A 17462-nucleotide genomic window follows, 5' to 3' on the forward strand; every position below is an offset into this window, starting at 1 on the left:
CATGAGTGACCTGCTTGAACGACTGCGCGGACGCGGCTGGCGGATGACCGCGCAGCGGCGTGTCGTGGCCGAGGTCCTCGACGGTGATCATGTGCACCTGACCGCCGACGAGGTCCATGCGCGCGCCGTGACGCGACTCCCCGAGATCTCGCGCGCGACCGTCTACAACACGCTGGGCGAGATGGTCACCCTCGGCGAGGTCATCGAGGTCGCGACCGACGGGCGCGCCAAGCGCTACGACCCCAACGCCCACCGGCCGCACCAGCACCTGGTCTGCGGCCGCTGCGGCGCGATCCGCGACGTCCACCCGGGCGGCGACCCGCTGGCGGACCTGCCGGACACCGAGCGCTTCGGCTTCACCATCTCGAACGTCGAGGTCACGTACCGGGGCATCTGCCCGAGCTGTGCGTCCTCCGCCTGACGCGACCTCCGCTCGACACAAGAAGGCCCCCGCTTCGGTGGGGGCCTTCTTCGTGAGGTCGCGAGCACGACGAAGGCCCGGATCCAGTGACTGGATCCGGGCCTTCGTTGCTACTGAGTAGCGGGGACAGGATTTGAACCTGCGACCTCTGGGTTATGAGCCCAGCGAGCTACCGAGCTGCTCCACCCCGCGTCGGTAGACCCGACTCTACGGGACGCCCCTCGACCAGCGCAAATCCATTGGGCGGAGCCCCGGGCCGGGTCCGGAAAGTCCCGCCTGGCCCCCGACGCCCACGACCTAGGCCGTGAGCTCCTGGTGCAGTGCCTCGCTCAGCCGGGCCGCCCGCTCGGCGACCTCCGCCGGGCCCAGCTCCACCGCGCGGGCGCACCAGCGGCGCCCCTCGGTCAGCTCCCCGCGGCGCGCCGCGAGCAGCGCGAGCCGGAGCGCGGCACGGCCGTGGCCGGCCCGGGCGGCCCGGGTCCACCACAGGGCGGCCTCGCGCTCGCTGCCCTCGCGGGCGAGGAGCAGCCCGAGGTTGAAGGCGCCGTTGCGGCTGCCCGCCTCCGCCGCCTCGCGGTACCAGCGGTCGGCCTCGGCCAGGTCGCCGCGCCCGGCGGCGAGCATGCCGACCCGCACCTGGGCACGCCGGTGCCCCTGCTGGGCCGCCCGCTCGTACCACTCCTCGCACTCGGTCTTCTCCTCCCGGGGCGCGCCGAGGACGGCCGGGCCGGGGTCGGGGCGACGCGCGTCGAGCACCGAGGCGAGCCGGAAGGCGGCCTCGGCGCTGCCGCCGCCGGCGGCGCAGCGCAGGTGCCGCTCGGCGGTCCGCTCGTCGCCGTCCCGGAGGGCGGCGATGCCGACCTGGAGGGCTGCCTCGGTGTGCCCGGCGGCCGCGGCCCGCTCGTACCAGACGAGGGCCGTACGGTCCTCGTCACGGCCCGCGTGGAGGATGCCCAGGTTGAAGGCGGCGTCCACGCTGCCGGCCTCGGCGGCCTTGGAGAACCAGGGCTCGGCGCCGTTGGCGTCGCCGGCCTGCAGGAGCAGTACGGCGAGGGCGTTGGCGGCCTCGCGGTGGCCCGCGTAGGCGGCCCGGCGGTACCACTGCTCGGCCTGCGGGATGCGGTCCTGAGCGGCGCAGAGCAGCCCGAGGTTGTAGGCGCCGTTGACGTCGCCCGCGTCCATGGCGGCCCGGTACCAGCGCTCGGCGGTCTGCTGCTCGCCCCGGGCGGCGTGCAGGGCGCCGAGGGCGTTGGCCGCGTTGCCGTCGCCGTCCTGGGCGGCGCGCAGCCACCACACGGCGGCGCTCTCCTCGTCGCCGGCGTCGCGGAGCAGGAAGCCGAGCGCGCAGGCGGCCTTGGCCTCGCCCTCCTTGGCGGAGCTGAGGTACCAGCGGCCGGCCTCCTTGAGCTCGCCCCGGTGCTCCAGGATCGCGCCGAGGTGGAGCGCGGCCCGCCGGTGGCCGCGCGCGGCGGCCTGCCGGAACCACTGCTCGGCCTCGGTGGGCTCGCCGCCGGGCTCGCCCGCGGGACGCCCGGGCACGGCGGGGTCGGCGCCCTTCGCCGGGGCGCCGGTGGGCACGATCGCGCCCGTGCCGGGCACCCTGAGCCGGGTGCCGGTGTCGTGCGGGCCGCGGGTCGTCTCGGTGCCGCGGCGCTCCAGGGCGAGGGCGAGCCGGTACGCGGCCTCGCGGTGGCCCTGTTCGGCGGCGGCGCGCAGCCAGCGCTCGGCGCCGACGTCGCTGCGGTGTTCCAGGAGGTCGGCGAGGGCGTACGCGCCGAGGGCGTGGCCCTGCTCGGCGGCCTGGCGCAGCCAGTACTCGGCGGCGGGCTCGTCGCCGCGCTCGCGGTGGTAGCGGCCGAGGGCGTGGGCGGCGGGAGCGGAACCGGCGACGGCGGCGACCCGCCACCAGCCGGCTGCTTCCTCGGCGTATCCGCGCTGGTGCAGCAGGACCCCGAGGTTGTTCGCGGCGGCCCGGTCGCCTTCGGCGGTGGCGCCGCGCAGATAGGGCTCGGCGCCGTCGAGGTCACCGCGGCGCAGCAGCAGCGCGCCGAGGGCGCTCATCGAGGCGAGGTCGCCGCGCTCGGCGGCGCGCCGGTGGCGGGCCTCGGTCTCGGTCTCGTTCTCGGCATCGGTCTCGGCGGTGGTGTCGACGGCCGCATCGACGGCCCCTACTGCCTCGATGATCTCGTCTGCGGCGTTTCTGGCGTGCCGCTGCACAAACCGCCCTGTCTCCAACAGAGTTGCCCTGTCCCCCATAAATACCATCGTCGCACCACCCGCAACCCGAGCACACCTGGTATACCGCAGCCAGTGAGGTCACTCAGCGTTTTGTCGACATGCCCACAGAGAGACAAGTCAAACACGACTCACGCCAACTCGCCCCTTCCCTACCGCTCTTCGGGCCCCCCATGCACGCCGACACACGACGAGGGCCCGGATCCTTATGGATCCGGGCCCTCATCCTCTGAGTAGCGGGGACAGGATTTGAACCTGCGACCTCTGGGTTATGAGCCCAGCGAGCTACCGAGCTGCTCCACCCCGCGTCGGTAAACCAACCGTACCACGGTCGCGGGGTGGAAAACCTCAGGTCAGCCGCTTGATCCCGTCGGCTTGAGCTTCGCCCCGGCCTCGGCCGCCTTCTGGAGAGCCGCCTGGAGGTCCTCCTGAGCCTTGCCGTACGCCGCCCAGTCGCCCTTCGCCAGCGCCGCCTCGCCCGCGTCGTACGCCTTCTGCGCGTCGGAGATCGCCTGCTTGAGCGCGGCGTCGTTCGAAGCCGGCGGCGGGTTCGTGGTGCCCGGCGGGGTCGTCGGTGTGGTGGGCGGCGTGGTCGGCGCCTCCACCCCGAAGACCGCGTTGAGCGCCTTGGTGAGGTTGTCCTCGAACACCGTGGTGTCCTTGGTCGTGTCACCGTCCGGCTGGTCCGCGTCCACGTACGACACCGCGACCTTCTTCAGGAGCGGGTAGAGCGCGTTGCGTCCCTGGGCGTAGACCGGCTCCACGTACAGGAATCCGCCGTCGAGCGGGACGGTCAGCAGGTTTCCGTACTGGATGTCGGAGTCGGCGCCCTTCATGTCCCGGACGAAGGTGGCCACGGACGGCAGACCGTTGAGCTTGCTCTGCACCTGCGCCGGGCCCGGCACGTCCTCGGTGACCCGCAGCAGTCTCAGCCTGCCGTACTCCTTGCTGGTGGCGTCGGCGTCGACCGCCATGAAACCGCCCAGGTTGGGCCGTCCGTTCGGCGTGAACGTCGTCGTCAGCGAGAAGCGCTGCGCCGTGTCTCCGGGCATCTTCATGCTCAGGTAGTACGGCGGGACCGCGTTGCCGTCCTTGTTGGTCGGGTCGTCCGGCACCTGCCAGGCGTCCGAGCCGCTGTAGAACTGCGCGGGGTCGGTGACGTGGTAGCGGGTCAGCAGCTCGCGCTGGACCTTGAACATGTCCTGCGGGTACCGCAGGTGCGCCATCAGGTCGCCGCTGATCTCGGACTTGCCCTTGACCGTGCCCGGGAAGGCCTTCATCCAGGTCTTCAGGACCGGGTCCTGGGTGTCCCACTGGTAGAGGTTCACCGTGCCGTCGTAGGCGTCGACGGTGGCCTTCACCGAGTTGCGGATGTAGTTGACCTGGTTCTGCTGGGCGACGACCGCGCGCTGCTGGTTCCCGACGGTCAGCGAGTCGGCCGTGGTGTCGCCGAGCGTGGTGCGCGAGGCGTACGGGTAGCCGTTGGTCGTCGTGTAGGCGTCGATGACCCACTGGATCCGGCCGTCGACGACCACCGGGTAGGCGTCGCCGTCGATGGTCAGCCACGGCGCGACAGCCTCGACGCGCTCCTTGGGCGTGCGGTTGTAGAGGATCCGCGAGCCCTCGCCGATGGCCCCCGAGTAGAGGATCTGCGGCTCGCTGAAGGCCACCGCGTACGCGGCGCGGTTGAAGGTGTTGGAGAGGTTGACCCCGCTCTTGCCCTCGTAGCTGGTGGTCTTCTCGCCGTTCTCCTCGTAGTCCAGCTCCTTCTGCGGACCGCCGACGATCGAGTACTGATCGGTCTTCTCGCCGTAGTAGATCTTCTGCTGGTACGGGCCGAGCATGCCCGTGGTCGGCAGTCCGGCCTCGGTGAAGACCGGGGAGCCGTTGGCGTCCGTCTGCGTGCCCGCGGCCATGATCGCGCCGTAGCCGTGGGTGTAGGTGAAGTGGTCGTTGATCCAGTTCCGCTTCGGGATGCCCTTGATGTTGAGCTCACGGAGACCGACGACGGTGTCCTTGCCCGCGTACCGGTCCACGTCCAGGGTCGTCGGGAACTGGTAGTACTTCCGCTTCTGCTCCAGCTGCTGGAACGTCGGCGAGACGATGTTCGGGTCGAGGACGCGGTAGCTGGCCGCCGAGTCGGCGTCCGTGCGCAGCTGGTCCTTGGCCTTCACCGTCGACTTGCCCGAGTAGTTCTCGGGCTTCGTCCCGTCGATCGCGTACGCCTTGCGGGTCGCATCGATGTTCTTCTGGATGTACGGCGCTTCCTTGGCCTGCTCGTTCGGCTGGACCTGGAACTTCTGCACGATGGCCGGGTACAGGCCGCCGATCAGGATCGCGGAGAGCACCATCAGGCCGAAGCCGATCACCGGCAGCTGCCAGGTGCGGCGCCAGAGCGTGGCGAAGAACAGCACGGCGCAGATCGCGGCGATGCAGAAGAGGATGGTCTTCGCCGGCAGGTAGGCGTTGGCGTCGACGTACCGCAGACCCGTCCAGTTGCCGGTGGCCTTGAAGTCGCTGGACTTCACGGCCAGGCCGTACCGGTCGAGCCAGTACGCCACGGCCTTCAGCGACACGAAGACGCCGAGCAGCACCGAGAGGTGGCCGGTGGCCGCGGCGGTGGCACGCGCACCCGGGCTGGTGATCCGCAGCCCGCCGTACAGGTAGTGCGTGAGCGCGGCGGCGATCAGCGACAGGACGGCGGCGGCGAAGCCGAACGCGAGGAGGAAGCGGTACCAGGGCAGGTCGAAGGCGTAGAACGACACGTCGAGCCCGAACTGCGGGTCCTTCTGGCCGAACTTCACGCCGTTGATCCACATCAGCCAGGTGCGCCACTGGCCGGAGGCGGAGGCACCGGCGATCAGCGCCACCAGGGCGGTGACCGCGAGCAGCACCCACTTCTTGAACGGCGCGAGGCCCATCCGGTACCGGTCGAGGCTCTGCTGCTCCAGCGACATCGCGCTGAGCGGCGGCCGCAATCGGTACGCCAGCCAGATGTTCAGGCCGACGGCGAGCCCCATCAGCAGACCGAAGACGGCGAAGAGGCCGATCTTGGTCCAGAGCGTGGTGGTGAACACGGACGAGTAATTGACCGAGCGGTACCAGAGCCAGTCCGTCCAGAACCCGGCGAACATCACGAACGCCATGGCCAGCACGGCCAGTACCCCGAGTGTCATGAGCAGGGTTCGGGCCCGCCGGGACGGCCGGCCGACTCTCATCCTTGGCCCGGACGGGCTACCGCCGCGGTCCGGCATCTGGAAAGCCAACGTGCGCCCCTCGATGTTGATGCGTCTGAAAAGCAGGCCCCGCGATCGTAGAGCCCCACTGATGCAACTTACTGAGGCTTTACCTAGTTCCCGTGTTCAGGGGAAGAGGAGGCAGGATGTTGGTCATGTCCAACGTTTCCCCCTCCGGCCCGGCAATGGCCGCGAGCCCCCTCACCCGCGCGGTGCTCGAGATCGACGAGTACGCGGCGGGCCTCGGCTGGGACCAGCCGGCCCGCCTGTTCGCCCTGGTCGACACCGCACGGCTGCGCGCCAAGGAACCCGCGCTCGCCTCCCAGCTGGGCCTGGGTGACGATGCCACCGCCTACACCCCGATCGAGCAGGAGAAGCTGCCGCGCGGGAAGCCCCTCGACGAATTCCTCGGCACGATCGCCTGGCCCGCGGGCGTGGCCGGCTGCGCCATGACGGTGGAGCGGCTCATGCTGCCCCCGTCGGCGGAGGCCCAGGTCCCGCAGGGCCTCAACGAGAAGCAGCTCGCCAAGTGGGTGGCCGCCCACCCGGACCGCCAGGAGGTACGGATGACCGTGGCGGTGCTGCGCGGCGGTGCGCGCGAGGCCGCGATCCGGCTGCGCGAGAAGGACACGGCCACCGAGGTCCTGACCGGCCCCGACCTGGTGCCGGGCCTCGCCGAGGCCCTGGCGGCGACCTTCGAGTCCTGAGACCCGGCTCTCACGGACGAAGGGGCTCCCGGTCGCTGTGACCGGGAGCCCCTCTCGTCGTGACGCGCGCGTGGTCAGCCCTTCGAGCAGCTCGGCAGGGACTTCGTGTCGCCCGCGCGGAGCTTCTCCAGGGACTTCGTGGCGTCGTCGATGGTGTCCACCTTGACCAGGGTCAGCCCGTCCGGCGTGTCCCTCGCGGCGTTCTCACAGTTGTCGGCCGGGGTGAGGAAGTACTGGGCGCCCGCGTTGCGCGCGCCGACCAGCTTCATCTCGATACCGCCGATCGGGCCGACCTTGCCCTCGTCGTCGATGGTGCCGGTACCGGCGACGAAGCGGCCGCCGGTGAGGCTCTCGGGGGTGAGCTTGTCTACGATGCCGAGCGCGAACATCAGACCGGCGCTGGGGCCGCCGACATCGGCCAGGTTGATGTCGATCGTGAACGGGAAGACGTGGTCGGTGCCGGCCTGGATGCCGACGACGGCCCGGTCGCCCTCCTCGGAGGTGGTGGTCGTGATGACCACCTTCCGGGTGACGGTCGGCTCCTTGCGCGCCTTCTCGGCCGCGGCCGCCTCCTTGGCGGGGACGATCGTGAACTCGACGTCCTGGCCGGGCTTGCGCTTCACGACCTGCTTGGCGACATCGGCCTGCGCGGTGATCGCCACCCCGTCGACGGCCTTGATCACGTCGCCGGCGTGCAGCTTGCCCTCGGAGGGCGAGCCCTTGATCACCGAGCCGACGACGACCCGGGAGACGACCGGGATGTTCAGCTCCTTGAGGGCGGCCACCTTGGCGCTCTCCTGGGACTGGCTGAACTCCTCGGCGTTCTCCTGGCTCGACTCCTCCTCGGTCTTGCCGTCCGGGTAGAGCGTGTCGTGCGGGACCACCACGTTGTCGTGGGCCAGCCAGCCGTAGACGGCCTCGACGGCGTTCATCTTGTAGTCCGCGCTGGTGACGCGGACCGTCGTCATGTTGAGGTGCCCGTCGGTCGGGTAGGTCTTGCGCCCCGAGATGTGCAGAACGGGCTCTCCCCGGGCCTCGCCGAGGGTGTTGACCGTGGGGCCGGGGCTCATCTCCGCGTACGGCACCGGGATCAGGACGCCCGCGATGAGCAGACAGATCAGGACCAGGGTGGAGGCGAGCATCGTCGCGGTGCGGCGTGGCATGGAACGACAGTACGGGACTCGTCTGTGGGTGCACCCCTGGGGCGGTCCGTACGAGGCGGCGGGCGTCAGCTCGACGGCGAGGTGGTGACACCACCGGCGGCGGCGGCCGGTTCGAGCTCTACGCGAGCGGAATCGTGGGGCGTGGTGTGGGAGCGTTCCATCGCGTCCCGGAAGCGTGCGTAACCGGCGAGTTCGGCCACGTCACCTATGGTCTTGTTCCTCGAAGCCCAGCTTCCCCATATCGCCGCGCCGACGACTGCGAAAAGCGGAATCAGCAACCAGGCCAGCGCTGCCATCCCGACCTCCCATCCCCAGTGAGTTGATCAGCAGACTGTGTCATCTGTGAGGTCAACGCTGGCGCCTGGGAGCCGGTTACGCAAATCGGGCGTTCGGCTACGCCCTGTCGGCGCGTCGCCTTGCAGGCCCGGCAACCACCGGTGGCCGGCTCAGCAAGCGCCCACCCTCCCCCAGCCTCCGGCCGGGGAGGCCCCCGGCCAGGGGTGAAGGGTCAGCAAGCTCCCACCCACTCCTCTGTGCCGTCCGAGAAGGTCTGGTGCTTCCAGATGGGGACCTCGTGCTTGAGGTCGTCGATGAGCTTGCGGCTGGCCTCGAAGGCCTCGCCGCGGTGCGGGCAGGAGACGGCCACGATCACCGCGATGTCGCCCACGACCAGGTCACCGACGCGGTGCACGGCGGCCAGCGCGCGGACCGGGTAGTTCGCGACGACCTTCTCCGCGACCCGGCGCAGCTCCGCCGCGGCGGTGGGGTGGCAGGAGTAGCCCAGGCCGTCGACGTCGGCGCCGCCGTCGTGGTTGCGCACGGTACCCACGAACAGCGTCGTGCCGCCCGAGGCGTCGTCCCCGACCGCCCGGAAGACCTCGTCGAGGGAGAGCGGGGTCTCCCGGATCGCGAGGAGCTTGATCGGGTCGTCGGCGGCCTGCTCGCCGGGGTGGCCAAAGGTCGGTGCCATGGCCCCATGGTGCCGCACGCGCGCGGGATCCCGGAATAGCGGTTTCGACCGGTCGTCGGCGGCCTCCGTAGGAGGGTCCTACAGGCCGCCGCACGCCTCCCCGGTCAGATCCCCCGCCGCTTCCGCATCTGCCGGACGAGCGCCGCCGTGCCGAGCAGCGCCACCGTCGCACCGGCCGCGCCCGCCGCCGTGGCGTCCTTGCGGCCCAGACGGCGGCCGGCGACCGTGTGGCGGCCCTCGACCTCCTCCAGGAGCGCGGCGAGGACCTCCTCGTTCGTCCACTTCGGCCGCCAGCCGGCATCGTGCAGCCGACCGACGCTCACCACCCACGGGTGCATCGTGTACGCCAGGTCGCCCGCCGGGGACGGGGTGAGCCCGATCCGGTGGAGCCGGGCCGCCGCGCCGAGAGCGACGGCGGAGGGCAGCTCCATGCGCCGGATCCCGGAGAGCTCCTCGACCTCCTCCTGCTCCAGCCAGCCCTCGCAGCCGACCGCGAACTCCCCGTCGACCTTCTCCAGAGCCGCGTACTCCAGGGCGCTGACCAGGTCCTCCACGTGGCAGAACTGCCAGGTGGGCCGGGATCCGGCGACGACGAGCAGCCGGGGCGACTCGAAGTAGCGGGTCAGCGCCGTGTCCGTACCGCCGACGAGGACGGCCGGGCGGACGACGGTGACGTTCAGGCCGGGGTGCGCGCGCGGGGCCCGGCGGCCGAGGCGCTCGATCTCCAGCATGTCGCCGACGCCGGTGGCCTCCGCCGTGGCCCTGAGCTCGGCGTCCTCGGAGAGCGGGATGTCGTTGTCGGGCAGGGCGCCGTAGACCATCGCGGAGGTGCACAGCACCACCCGGTGGACACCGGCCGCCGCGGCGGCGGTCAGCACGGTCTGCGTGCCGCGCACGTTGTAGGCCGTCCGGGCGGCGGGGTCGGTCTCCAGGTCGAGATCGACGGCCAGGTGCACGACGACGTCCGCGCCGCGCAGCTTCTCGGCGATGGCCGGGTCGCGCACGTCGAGGATGTGCCACTGCGCCTCGGCGACCTCGCCCCGGCGCTCGTCGATGGCGACGACCTTCTTGATCTCCTCGGAGGCGGCGAGGCGCCGGGTCAGCAGGTCACCGACGCCGGAAGCGGCGCCGGTGACCGCGACGACGGGGCCGCGCACGGCGGACCGGGTTGAGTGGTTTCGCGCTCCGCGAACCTGTGGATCTGGGGAACTCACCGGGCGTCTCCAGCGGTTGTCTTCAGTACGTACACGGATGACGCGTACGGACCAGGTGGCGTCCATCCTGCCGCAGGGCACGGCCCGGCGGAGCACCGAGCCCATTTCCGGCCCGGATGTCTACGCTGGTGGTGTGCGGGGCCTGTCTGGACAGGCCCTGGTCGGGCAGTCGCCGTCGGCAGGAGGCCGGCGGCCCTACGAGCCGAGGAAACCTGTGAGTGACACCCCATTCGGATTCGGCCTTCCGCCGGAGGAGCCGGAGAACGGCGACGAGGGCAAGAAGAAGGACCCCGCCGGAGGTGGCCAGGGGTCCGGTGGCCAGGGCGGCGGCAACCCCTTCGGGGCGAACCCGTTCGGCTTCGGCGGACTGCCCGGCATGGGCGGTCCGAGCGGTCAGGGCGGAGCGGACAATCCGTTCGCGGCGATGTTCGGCTCGCTGAACCCCAACGATCTGGGGGCGGCCTTCCAGCAGCTCGGGCAGATGCTGAGCTACGAGGGCGGTCCCGTGAACTGGGACATGGCCAAGCAGATCGCGCGCCAGGTGGTGGCCCAGGGCACCGCCGACGGCACCAAGGACGCCAGCGTGGGTCCGGCGGAGCGGTCCGCGGTCGAGGAGGCCGTGCGCCTGGCCGACCTGTGGCTGGACGGCGTGACCTCGCTGCCCTCCGGGGCCAGCACGGCCGTGGCCTGGAGCCGCGCGGAGTGGGTCGAGGCGACGCTGCCGGCGTGGCAGCAGCTCGTGGACCCGGTCGCCGAGCGGGTCGGCGCGGCGATGGGCGACGTCCTGCCGGAGGAGATGCAGGCCATGGCGGGCCCGCTGATCGGCATGATGCGCTCCATGGGCGGCGCCATGTTCGGCCAGCAGATCGGGCAGGCCGTCGGCGCGCTCGCCGGTGAGGTCGTCGGTTCGACGGACGTCGGTCTGCCGCTCGGCCCGGCCGGGCGGGCGGCGCTGCTGCCGCTGAACATCGAGGCCTTCGGCAAGGACCTGGGCGTGCCCTCCGACGAGGTGCGGCTCTACCTGGCCCTGCGCGAGGCCGCCCACCAGCGTCTCTTCGCGCACGTGCCGTGGCTGCGCGCGCATCTGTTCGGTGCGGTCGAGGGGTACGCGCGGGGGATCAAGGTCGACACCTCGAAGCTGGAGGAGGCGGTGGGCCAGCTCGACCCGACGCACCCGGAGCAGCTTCAGGAGGCGCTCCAGCAGGGCATGTTCCAGCCGGAGGACACCCCCGCGCAGAAGGCGGCCCTGGCCCGGCTGGAGACGGCGCTCGCGCTGGTCGAGGGCTGGGTGGACGCGGTGGTCCACGAGGCGGCCAAGTCGCGGCTGACCTCGGCGGACGCCCTGCGGGAGACGCTGCGCCGGCGCCGGGCCTCGGGCGGTCCCGCCGAGCAGACCTTCGCCACGCTGATCGGTCTTGAGCTCCGTCCGCGGCGGCTGCGGGACGCGGCGCGGCTGTGGGCCTCGCTGACCGACGCGCGCGGGGTGGACGGCCGTGACGGTCTGTGGGAGCACCCGGACATGCTGCCGACGGCGACCGACCTGGACGACCCGGACGGTTTCGTGCACCGCGAGCACCTGGACTTCTCCGAGCTCGACAAGATGCTCGGCGAGGCGGCCAAGGGCGACGCCCCCGAGGACGGGGACGGCAAGGAGTGACTCTGCACGACGACGCGGTCCTCGTGCTCAAGGAGTACGAGGACCAGCCGGAGCTGCGCGACCTGTACCTGGAGCACCTGGACGCGCATCCGGACGGCATGTACAAGCCCTGCGGGGCCGGGCATCTGACCTCCAGCGCACTGGTGGTCGACCCCTCACGCGGGCGCGTGCTGCTGACCCTGCACAAGAAGCTGGGCATGTGGCTGCAGATGGGCGGCCACTGCGAGCCCGGTGACGCGACCGTGGAGTCGGCCGCGCTGCGGGAGGCCACCGAGGAGTCGGGGATCACGGGGCTGACCCTGCTGCCGGGCGGCCCGGTGCGGCTCGACCGGCATCCGATCCCGGCGCCCTGTCACTGGCACCTGGACGTGCAGTACGCGGCGCTGGCCCCGGCCGGTGCGGTGGAGCAGATCAGCGAGGAGTCGCTGGACCTGCGCTGGTTCGCGTACGAGGACGTGGCGGGCGTGGCGGACACGTCGGTGGTGCGGCTGTTGGAGAGCACGCTGGCGCGGCTCGCGTAGCGCACGCGCGTGAGGGGCGGTCGGCATGCCGACCGCCCCTCACGTCTGTCCGGTGCTCAGTTCCAGGCGTTGTTCTGGTTCTGGGCGTGGGATCCGTGCTGTCCGGCGCCGAACTGGGCGGCGATGCCCTGGCCGATGGCCGCGTTCTGCGGGGGCATGACCTCGCTGGGCTGGACGAGCGCGAAGCCCTGGCCGAGGAAGCTGAGTTCCCAGCCCTCGCCCGTGTTGCCGCGGCGGCTGCGGACGTTGGAGTTGTGCGTCTGCGCCTGCATCTGGACGCGCAGCCCGGTGGACCAGGCGACGATCGCGTCCGCGTCGACGCTCACGTACTTGTCGGGCGTGACCTGCATCATCAGCGGCTGCCCCGAGGTCATCAGGGCGACCTTGCCACGGCCGGAGATGTTGAGCTGGTACTTGCCGGTGCCGGAGACCCCGTACTGGCTGTCGACGGCGATGACCTCGGTGTGGAGGGTCGAGTCGAGCGCCAGGACATAGGAGCTGTCGACCGTCAGGCCCTCCTGCTCGATCTCCACGACGTGGACGTACTGGGCGAGGTTGGCGAAGTAGACCGTGCCCTGGCCGGAGCAGCGCATCAGGTCCAGGCCCTCGCCGGTGCGGGCCTGGGCCCGCCGCTGGCTCGGGGTCTTGTACTCGCCGTCGAAGTCGACGAGTCCCTGGTACGCGACCATGGCGCCCTTACGGGCGAGGACGTCGTCCTGCCCGGTGAGGCTGACCCGCAGGAGCTGCGGGTTCTGGATGACGTACCGCTCCTGGCTCTGCTGTTCGGCGTGGTTGAAAAGCGGGCTCTGCATGGTGTGTTCTCGCTCCCCCTCAGCCCCGGATCCGCAGGCGGTCGGTACTGTCCTCGCTCGGCTGTACGACGACGATGCCCTGGCCGGAGAAGGCCATCTGGAATGCCTCGCCGCTGCCCCGCCCGATGAGGGAGGAGGCCTTGAAGCTGCGCTTGCCCTTGACCTTGAGCGTCGGCGACCAGGCGACGAGCGCGTCGGGGTCGACGTAGGTCTCGTCGTCGCCGCGGCCGCAGTCGACGACGATCGGCGTGCCGCGCGAGGTCAGCGCGACCCAGCCGGTGCCGGCGATCTCCACGTTGAACAGGCCCTGGCCGGCGAACTTGGCGAGTCCCTTGACCCGCTCGACGCCCCACTGGAGGTGCGCGTCGAAGGCGAGCAGGTTGGTGCCGTTGACCGAGATGGAGTCGTTCTGGAGGTTGATCACGACGACGTCGGCGCCGTAGTCGGCGAGGTAGAGCAGTCCGTCGCCGGAGCACTTCATGATGGGCGCGCCCTCGCCGGTCATCCACTGCTGGGCGACCTGGCGGGCGGCCGGCGGGTTGGGCTCGTAGGTGATGTACCCCTCGTAGGAGACCATCGAGCCGGTCCGGGCGTAGAGGTCCTGGCCGGAGGCCATGGCCACCCTGAGCATGGTGCGGCCGTGGTTCTCCATCCGGGCCGCGACGGGGGTCGGGGCGTAGCCCGCGAGTTGCTGGTTCATGACTTCGGGCTCCCTCAGACCTCGTAGGGCTGGACGACGATGAAGTTGCCGGGGGCTCCCCGGAACTGGAGGTTCACGGTCTCTCCGCTGTGGCCCGGGTAGGCGTTGCGGCGGAGCCGCACCTGGCTGGAGAGGATCACCTGGGACGCGGACGACCAGGCGACGACGGCGTTGCAGTCGGCGAAGGTCGTCGGCGTGACGGGCAGCACCACGGGTACGCCGTGGGTCTTCACGACGACGGTGCCGGTGCCCTGGAACTGCATGGTGAACAGGGCGCCGCCGGGGATGCCGTGGCCTTCGATGCGCCGCACCTCGTACTGCAGGGACTCGTCGAACGCGAGGACGTTCTCCGCGGAGACGCAGATGCCGTCGCCCTGGAGCTCGATCGGGTGCAGATGGGCACCTTCCTCGGCGAGGAAGAGCTGGCCGCGGCCGGTGCAGCGCATGAGCTGCATCTCCTGGCCGGTGGCGTTGCCGACGATCCGGCCGGTGAAGCCGGCGCCCTTGTGGGAGAAGTCGACCTTGCCCTGGTACATGACCATGGAGCCCTGCCGGGCGAGGACGGGCGTCGCGCCCATCGCCAGGTCGACCCGCATGAGCTGCTGGTTCTGCGGGGTCCAGCGGGCGCCGGTGGGGGTCTCCTTGTACGGCGCGAGCGCGGCGGCGAGCCCCGCTCCGGTCGCCGGAACACCCTGCGGGACGCCGGGCTGCTGACCGTACGCCGGCTGCTGCCCGTACGGGGCGGGGGCGGCCTGCCCGTACGGGGGCTGGCCCGGGACGGGGTACTGCCCGGGTGCCTGGGGCGGCACCTGCCCGGGGTACTGGCCCGGGGGCTGTCCAGGGACCTGGCCGTACTGGGGCTGCTGCGGCGGCTGCCCGTAGGGGGCGGGTGCCGGTGCGGGCGGCGGGACCGGCGCGGGCGCCATCGGCGCCACCATCGTCGGCTGCGTGTGCACCGGCTGTGCCGGAGCCGGCGCGGCCGGCGGCGCGCCGAACGCGGGCGCCGGTGCGGGGGCCGCGGGCGCGCCGAAGGCGGGCGCGGGGGCCGGGGCCGCCGGAGCGCCGAAGGCCGGGGGCGCCGTCGCCTGCGGCGGCGGGGCGAAGCCGGGAGCCGCGCCCTGCTGCTGCGGCGCGGCGGGCTCGTCCTCGGCGACCTCGCCGCCGAAGTTCCGCAGGAGCGCGTCCAGGCCGCCGTCGAAGCCCTGGCCGACGGCGGCGAACCGCCACACGTCCTTCAGATAGAAGTCGCCGAGCATCACCGCGCGCTCGGTGGTGAACTCCGCACCCGTGAAGGCGTACCGAGCGACCTCCTCGCCGCCCGCCACGATCCGCAGGTGACCGGGGCCGACCTGCGACATCTGGCCGGCGCCGTCGATCGTCGCGGTGAACGACAGCTTGTGGATGTTGGCGGGGATGCGGTCGAGAGTCACGCGGAAGGACTCGGTGTCACCGGACTGCGCCCCGAGCAGCTGGACGGACTCCTCGGGCGTCTTCGGCTGGTTGAAGAAGACGAAGTAGCGGTCGTCGGAGAGCCGCTCGTCCGCGTCGAGTCCGAAACAGCTGATGTCGAAGCTCAGCCCGGGCGCTGCGATCTGCACACCGATGTACAGATCGGTCCCGGCGGTGAGATCACTGATCTTGGCCTTGTGGCCGCGTTGGAATTCCCTGGCCATGCGTAACGACCGTCCCCCATCCCGAATGGCGAATGCTCGCGCCAGGCTAACGGGTGAGTGCGACATTGAGACAGGGCAGGTCGTTTTCGGTACGGAATCGGGAAACACCGCTCACCCGCGTACGGGCGGTGTCGCTCCTCGCGGGCGGCCGGGAGGTGTCATTCCCCGCGAGCGCCGGGAGGTGCGGGAGGTGTCATTCCTCGCGAGCGGCCGGGAGGTGCGGCAGGCGCTCGGCGGCGACCACGCCCTCCAGATAGCCGCGCGCCCGCTCGGTGCGGGGGTAGGCCTCCAGGAGCCGCCAGAACCCGGGGCCGTGCCCGGGGACCAGCAGATGGGCCAGCTCGTGCAGGAGGACGTAGTCCACGACGTACTCGGGCATGCCCTGGAGCCGGTGGGAGAGACGGATGCTGCCCTCGGAGGGGGTGCAGGAGCCCCAGCGGGTGTTCTGGTTGGTGACCCAGCGCACCGAGCTGGGGCGGGCGCGGCCGTCGAAGTACTGCTCGGACAGGCGCAATGCCCGCTCGGTCAACTCTCGGTCCCCGAGGACGCTGCGGCTCTCCTGGGCGGCGAGCTTTTCCAGCATCACGCCGACCCAGCGGCGCTCCTCCGCCTCGGACATCCGGGCCGGGATGAGCACCACGGTCCGGTCGCCCTCGCGGTAGGCCGAGACGGTTCTGCTCCGTCGTGGGCTTCTGCGGACCTCGACCGCACTCGTCCCCGCACCGCGGTGCGGCTTGTCGGTCACGCTGCGCTGTGGGTCGGCGGGCACGGCCCAGACGTTACCCGCTGTCAGCGGGGGAAGTCCCGCCTCCGGGGCGGTTTCGGCAACGATCCGCTCACACCCCACACCATTTGAATGACTAATCCCCTTGCCTGTGGACAACTTTCGGCGACCGTCACGACGGCGGGGCATTCTCGGATCGGGACGGCGAAAAGCCGTTGTCGATCATGAAGCTGTCGATCATGAATGCGGGGGCGGGGGAAATGCATCCGATGGTGAAACCGGCGCTGCGGCGGGCCTGGCGGAGTCTCCGCCGCGTCCAGTTCGGGGTCACTCCCGCGCACGCGGTGGTGCTCGACCCGGTCGACCAGGAGACGGGGACGCTGCTCGGGCTCCTCGACGGCACCCGGGGGACGGAGCTGCTGCGAGCGGAGGCGAGGAAGCTGGGCCTGCCGCACGGACGCCTCGACGCGCTCCTCGGGCGGCTCGAATCGGCCGGGCTGCTCGCCGACGCCTCGACCGGGCGGCCGGGGAAGGCGGGGCCGGCGGCCGGCGCCGTGGACCCTGCCCTCGATCCGCTCCGCGCCGACCTCGCCTCCCTCTCCGTCGTCCACCCCGAGCCGGAGCGGGCGGTACGGACCCTGGCGGCCCGGCGTGCCCTGCGCGTCCAGGTCCGGGGCGCGGGGCGGGTGGGGTCGATGGTGGCGGCGCTGCTCACGGCGGCGGGGGTGGGCGGGGTCGAGGTCGTCGACTCGGGCCGGGTGGAGCCCTGGGAGACGTCCCCGGGCGGACTGCCGGCCGAGGCCGTCGGCGAGCGCCGGGCGACGGCGGCCCGCCGCCTGGTCGGCCGGTGGCGGAGGTCACACCGTCCGAGCGGATCGGGTGAGAGCGCCCGCGGTGTCGGACTGTCACTCGTCGTGGTGACACCGCGGGACGGTCTCGGCGCGTACGTCCCCGATCCGCTCCCGGCCCGGCGATGGGTCTCCACCGGGACCCCCCACCTGTACGCCGGGGTCCTTGAGGCGACGGGAGTCGTCGGGCCGCTCGTCCTGCCGGGCGGTACGGCGTGCGCGCGGTGCCTCCAGGAGGAGCGGACGGACCGGGAGCCGGTCTGGCCCCGGCTGCTCGCCCAGTGGCGTTCGGGCACCCCGCATCCGCTGCCCGCCTGCGATCTGGGCCTCGCGACGGCGGTGGCGGGCCTTGCCGCCGCCCACGCGCTGGCCTTTCTGGACGGTGATCTCCCGGCGAGCACGGGCACCCGCTGGGAGGTGTCGCTGCCGCTGTCGGAGTGGCGGGCGGAGCGGCTGAGACCGCATCCCGACTGCCCTTGCGGGGCGGCGCGCGGCGGAGAGGGGGAGCGTGCCTCGGCAGCCGGAGGCGCACAGGACACAATGGCGGGGTAACGGCCCTGCGCGGCACGGCAGGGCCAACC

At 71.7% G+C, this 17462-nt stretch carries 15 protein-coding genes and 2 tRNA genes; 5 read left to right on the plus strand and 12 right to left on the minus strand.

Going from position 1 to position 17462, the window contains the following annotated elements:
• Position 1: 1 nt before the first annotated feature.
• Positions 2–421, plus strand: coding sequence for a Fur family transcriptional regulator (locus OG259_RS14585; protein WP_328942659.1), 420 nt, complete (start codon positions 2–4; stop codon positions 419–421).
• A gap of 118 nt (positions 422–539) precedes the next feature.
• On the opposite strand, the gene OG259_RS14590 is transcribed toward OG259_RS14585, so the two are convergent.
• The 4 genes from OG259_RS14590 to OG259_RS14605 all read right to left on the minus strand — a co-directional run bounded on the left by OG259_RS14590 (position 540) and on the right by OG259_RS14605 (position 5910).
• Positions 540–613: transfer RNA gene (locus tag OG259_RS14590), tRNA-Met, on the minus strand.
• A gap of 105 nt (positions 614–718) precedes the next feature.
• The gene (locus OG259_RS14595; protein WP_328942660.1) at positions 719–2686 is read right to left on the minus strand and encodes a tetratricopeptide repeat protein; all 1968 of its coding nucleotides are present in this window, start codon (positions 2684–2686) and stop codon (positions 719–721) included.
• Between the two features lie 204 nt (positions 2687–2890).
• Positions 2891–2964, minus strand: a tRNA-Met gene (locus tag OG259_RS14600).
• Positions 2965–3009: 45 nt separating this feature from the next.
• A complete protein-coding gene (locus OG259_RS14605; protein WP_328947091.1) occupies positions 3010–5910 on the minus strand; it encodes a UPF0182 family membrane protein in 2901 nt (966 codons plus the stop codon).
• 137 nt (positions 5911–6047) lie between these two features.
• On the opposite strand from OG259_RS14605, the gene OG259_RS14610 reads away from it, so the two are divergent.
• Positions 6048–6599, plus strand: coding sequence for a PPA1309 family protein (locus tag OG259_RS14610; protein WP_266896407.1), 552 nt, complete (start codon positions 6048–6050; stop codon positions 6597–6599).
• A 74-nt stretch (positions 6600–6673) separates the two neighbouring features.
• Here the strand turns inward: OG259_RS14610 and OG259_RS14615 are convergent, their stop codons facing one another.
• The 4 genes from OG259_RS14615 to OG259_RS14630 all read right to left on the minus strand — a co-directional run bounded on the left by OG259_RS14615 (position 6674) and on the right by OG259_RS14630 (position 9946).
• Positions 6674–7762 carry a YlbL family protein gene (locus OG259_RS14615; RefSeq protein ID WP_328942661.1) on the minus strand — a complete coding sequence of 363 codons (1089 nt, stop codon included), beginning with the start codon at positions 7760–7762 and terminating at the stop codon, positions 6674–6676.
• Positions 7763–7827: 65 nt separating this feature from the next.
• Complete coding sequence (locus OG259_RS14620) at positions 7828–8058, minus strand: hypothetical protein (protein WP_328942662.1); 231 nt, start codon at positions 8056–8058, stop codon at positions 7828–7830.
• Between the two features lie 212 nt (positions 8059–8270).
• The gene (locus OG259_RS14625) at positions 8271–8732 is read right to left on the minus strand and encodes a molybdenum cofactor biosynthesis protein MoaE (protein ID WP_328942663.1); all 462 of its coding nucleotides are present in this window, start codon (positions 8730–8732) and stop codon (positions 8271–8273) included.
• A gap of 104 nt (positions 8733–8836) precedes the next feature.
• The gene (locus OG259_RS14630) at positions 8837–9946 is read right to left on the minus strand and encodes an SDR family oxidoreductase (protein WP_266896399.1); all 1110 of its coding nucleotides are present in this window, start codon (positions 9944–9946) and stop codon (positions 8837–8839) included.
• Between the two features lie 214 nt (positions 9947–10160).
• Here OG259_RS14630 and OG259_RS14635 point away from each other — a divergent pair, with 214 nt between their 5' ends.
• Together OG259_RS14635 and OG259_RS14640 are read left to right on the plus strand one after the other, a co-directional pair.
• The gene (locus OG259_RS14635; protein ID WP_328942664.1) at positions 10161–11603 is read left to right on the plus strand and encodes a zinc-dependent metalloprotease; all 1443 of its coding nucleotides are present in this window, start codon (positions 10161–10163) and stop codon (positions 11601–11603) included.
• Positions 11600–12124, plus strand: a complete 525-nt coding sequence (locus OG259_RS14640; RefSeq protein ID WP_328942665.1) for an NUDIX hydrolase — start codon at positions 11600–11602, stop codon at positions 12122–12124. The genes OG259_RS14635 and OG259_RS14640 overlap by 4 nt, the downstream gene beginning before the upstream one ends.
• 56 nt (positions 12125–12180) lie before the next feature.
• Here the strand turns inward: OG259_RS14640 and OG259_RS14645 are convergent, their stop codons facing one another.
• The 4 genes from OG259_RS14645 to OG259_RS14660 all read right to left on the minus strand — a co-directional run bounded on the left by OG259_RS14645 (position 12181) and on the right by OG259_RS14660 (position 16078).
• On the minus strand, positions 12181–12936 hold the full coding sequence (locus OG259_RS14645; RefSeq protein ID WP_328942666.1) for an AIM24 family protein: 756 nt from the start codon (positions 12934–12936) through the stop codon (positions 12181–12183).
• A 19-nt stretch (positions 12937–12955) separates the two neighbouring features.
• Positions 12956–13636: an AIM24 family protein gene (locus OG259_RS14650; protein WP_328942667.1), complete on the minus strand. Its 681-nt coding sequence runs from the start codon at positions 13634–13636 to the stop codon at positions 12956–12958.
• Between the two features lie 14 nt (positions 13637–13650).
• Positions 13651–15309 carry a TerD family protein gene (locus OG259_RS14655; protein WP_328942668.1) on the minus strand — a complete coding sequence of 553 codons (1659 nt, stop codon included), beginning with the start codon at positions 15307–15309 and terminating at the stop codon, positions 13651–13653.
• 193 nt (positions 15310–15502) lie between these two features.
• Positions 15503–16078, minus strand: coding sequence for a M48 metallopeptidase family protein (locus OG259_RS14660; RefSeq protein ID WP_328942669.1), 576 nt, complete (start codon positions 16076–16078; stop codon positions 15503–15505).
• 215 nt (positions 16079–16293) lie between these two features.
• Between OG259_RS14660 and OG259_RS14665 the strand changes: the two genes are divergently transcribed.
• Entirely contained in the window at positions 16294–17433 is a 1140-nt protein-coding gene (locus tag OG259_RS14665) for a TOMM precursor leader peptide-binding protein (protein WP_328942670.1), read from the plus strand.
• Positions 17434–17462 lie beyond the last annotated feature (29 nt).

This window comes from Streptomyces sp. NBC_00250, from assembly GCF_036192275.1.
Classification (GTDB): Bacteria; Actinomycetota; Actinomycetes; order Streptomycetales; family Streptomycetaceae; genus Streptomyces.

What these genes read in the sequence shown, in the direction of transcription:
- OG259_RS14585 (WP_328942659.1), top strand. Translation starts at nt 2, where the DNA reads ATGAGTGACCTGCTTGAACGACTGCGCGGACGCGGCTGGCGGATGACC.
- OG259_RS14595 (WP_328942660.1), bottom strand. Translation starts at nt 2,686, where the DNA reads ATGGTATTTATGGGGGACAGGGCAACTCTGTTGGAGACAGGGCGGTTT.
- OG259_RS14605 (WP_328947091.1), bottom strand. Translation starts at nt 5,910, where the DNA reads ATGCCGGACCGCGGCGGTAGCCCGTCCGGGCCAAGGATGAGAGTCGGC.
- OG259_RS14610 (WP_266896407.1), top strand. Translation starts at nt 6,048, where the DNA reads ATGTCCAACGTTTCCCCCTCCGGCCCGGCAATGGCCGCGAGCCCCCTC.
- OG259_RS14615 (WP_328942661.1), bottom strand. Translation starts at nt 7,762, where the DNA reads ATGCCACGCCGCACCGCGACGATGCTCGCCTCCACCCTGGTCCTGATC.
- OG259_RS14620 (WP_328942662.1), bottom strand. Translation starts at nt 8,058, where the DNA reads ATGGCAGCGCTGGCCTGGTTGCTGATTCCGCTTTTCGCAGTCGTCGGC.
- OG259_RS14625 (WP_328942663.1), bottom strand. Translation starts at nt 8,732, where the DNA reads ATGGCACCGACCTTTGGCCACCCCGGCGAGCAGGCCGCCGACGACCCG.
- OG259_RS14645 (WP_328942666.1), bottom strand. Translation starts at nt 12,936, where the DNA reads ATGCAGAGCCCGCTTTTCAACCACGCCGAACAGCAGAGCCAGGAGCGG.
- OG259_RS14650 (WP_328942667.1), bottom strand. Translation starts at nt 13,636, where the DNA reads ATGAACCAGCAACTCGCGGGCTACGCCCCGACCCCCGTCGCGGCCCGG.
- OG259_RS14655 (WP_328942668.1), bottom strand. Translation starts at nt 15,309, where the DNA reads ATGGCCAGGGAATTCCAACGCGGCCACAAGGCCAAGATCAGTGATCTC.
- OG259_RS14665 (WP_328942670.1), top strand. Translation starts at nt 16,294, where the DNA reads ATGCATCCGATGGTGAAACCGGCGCTGCGGCGGGCCTGGCGGAGTCTC.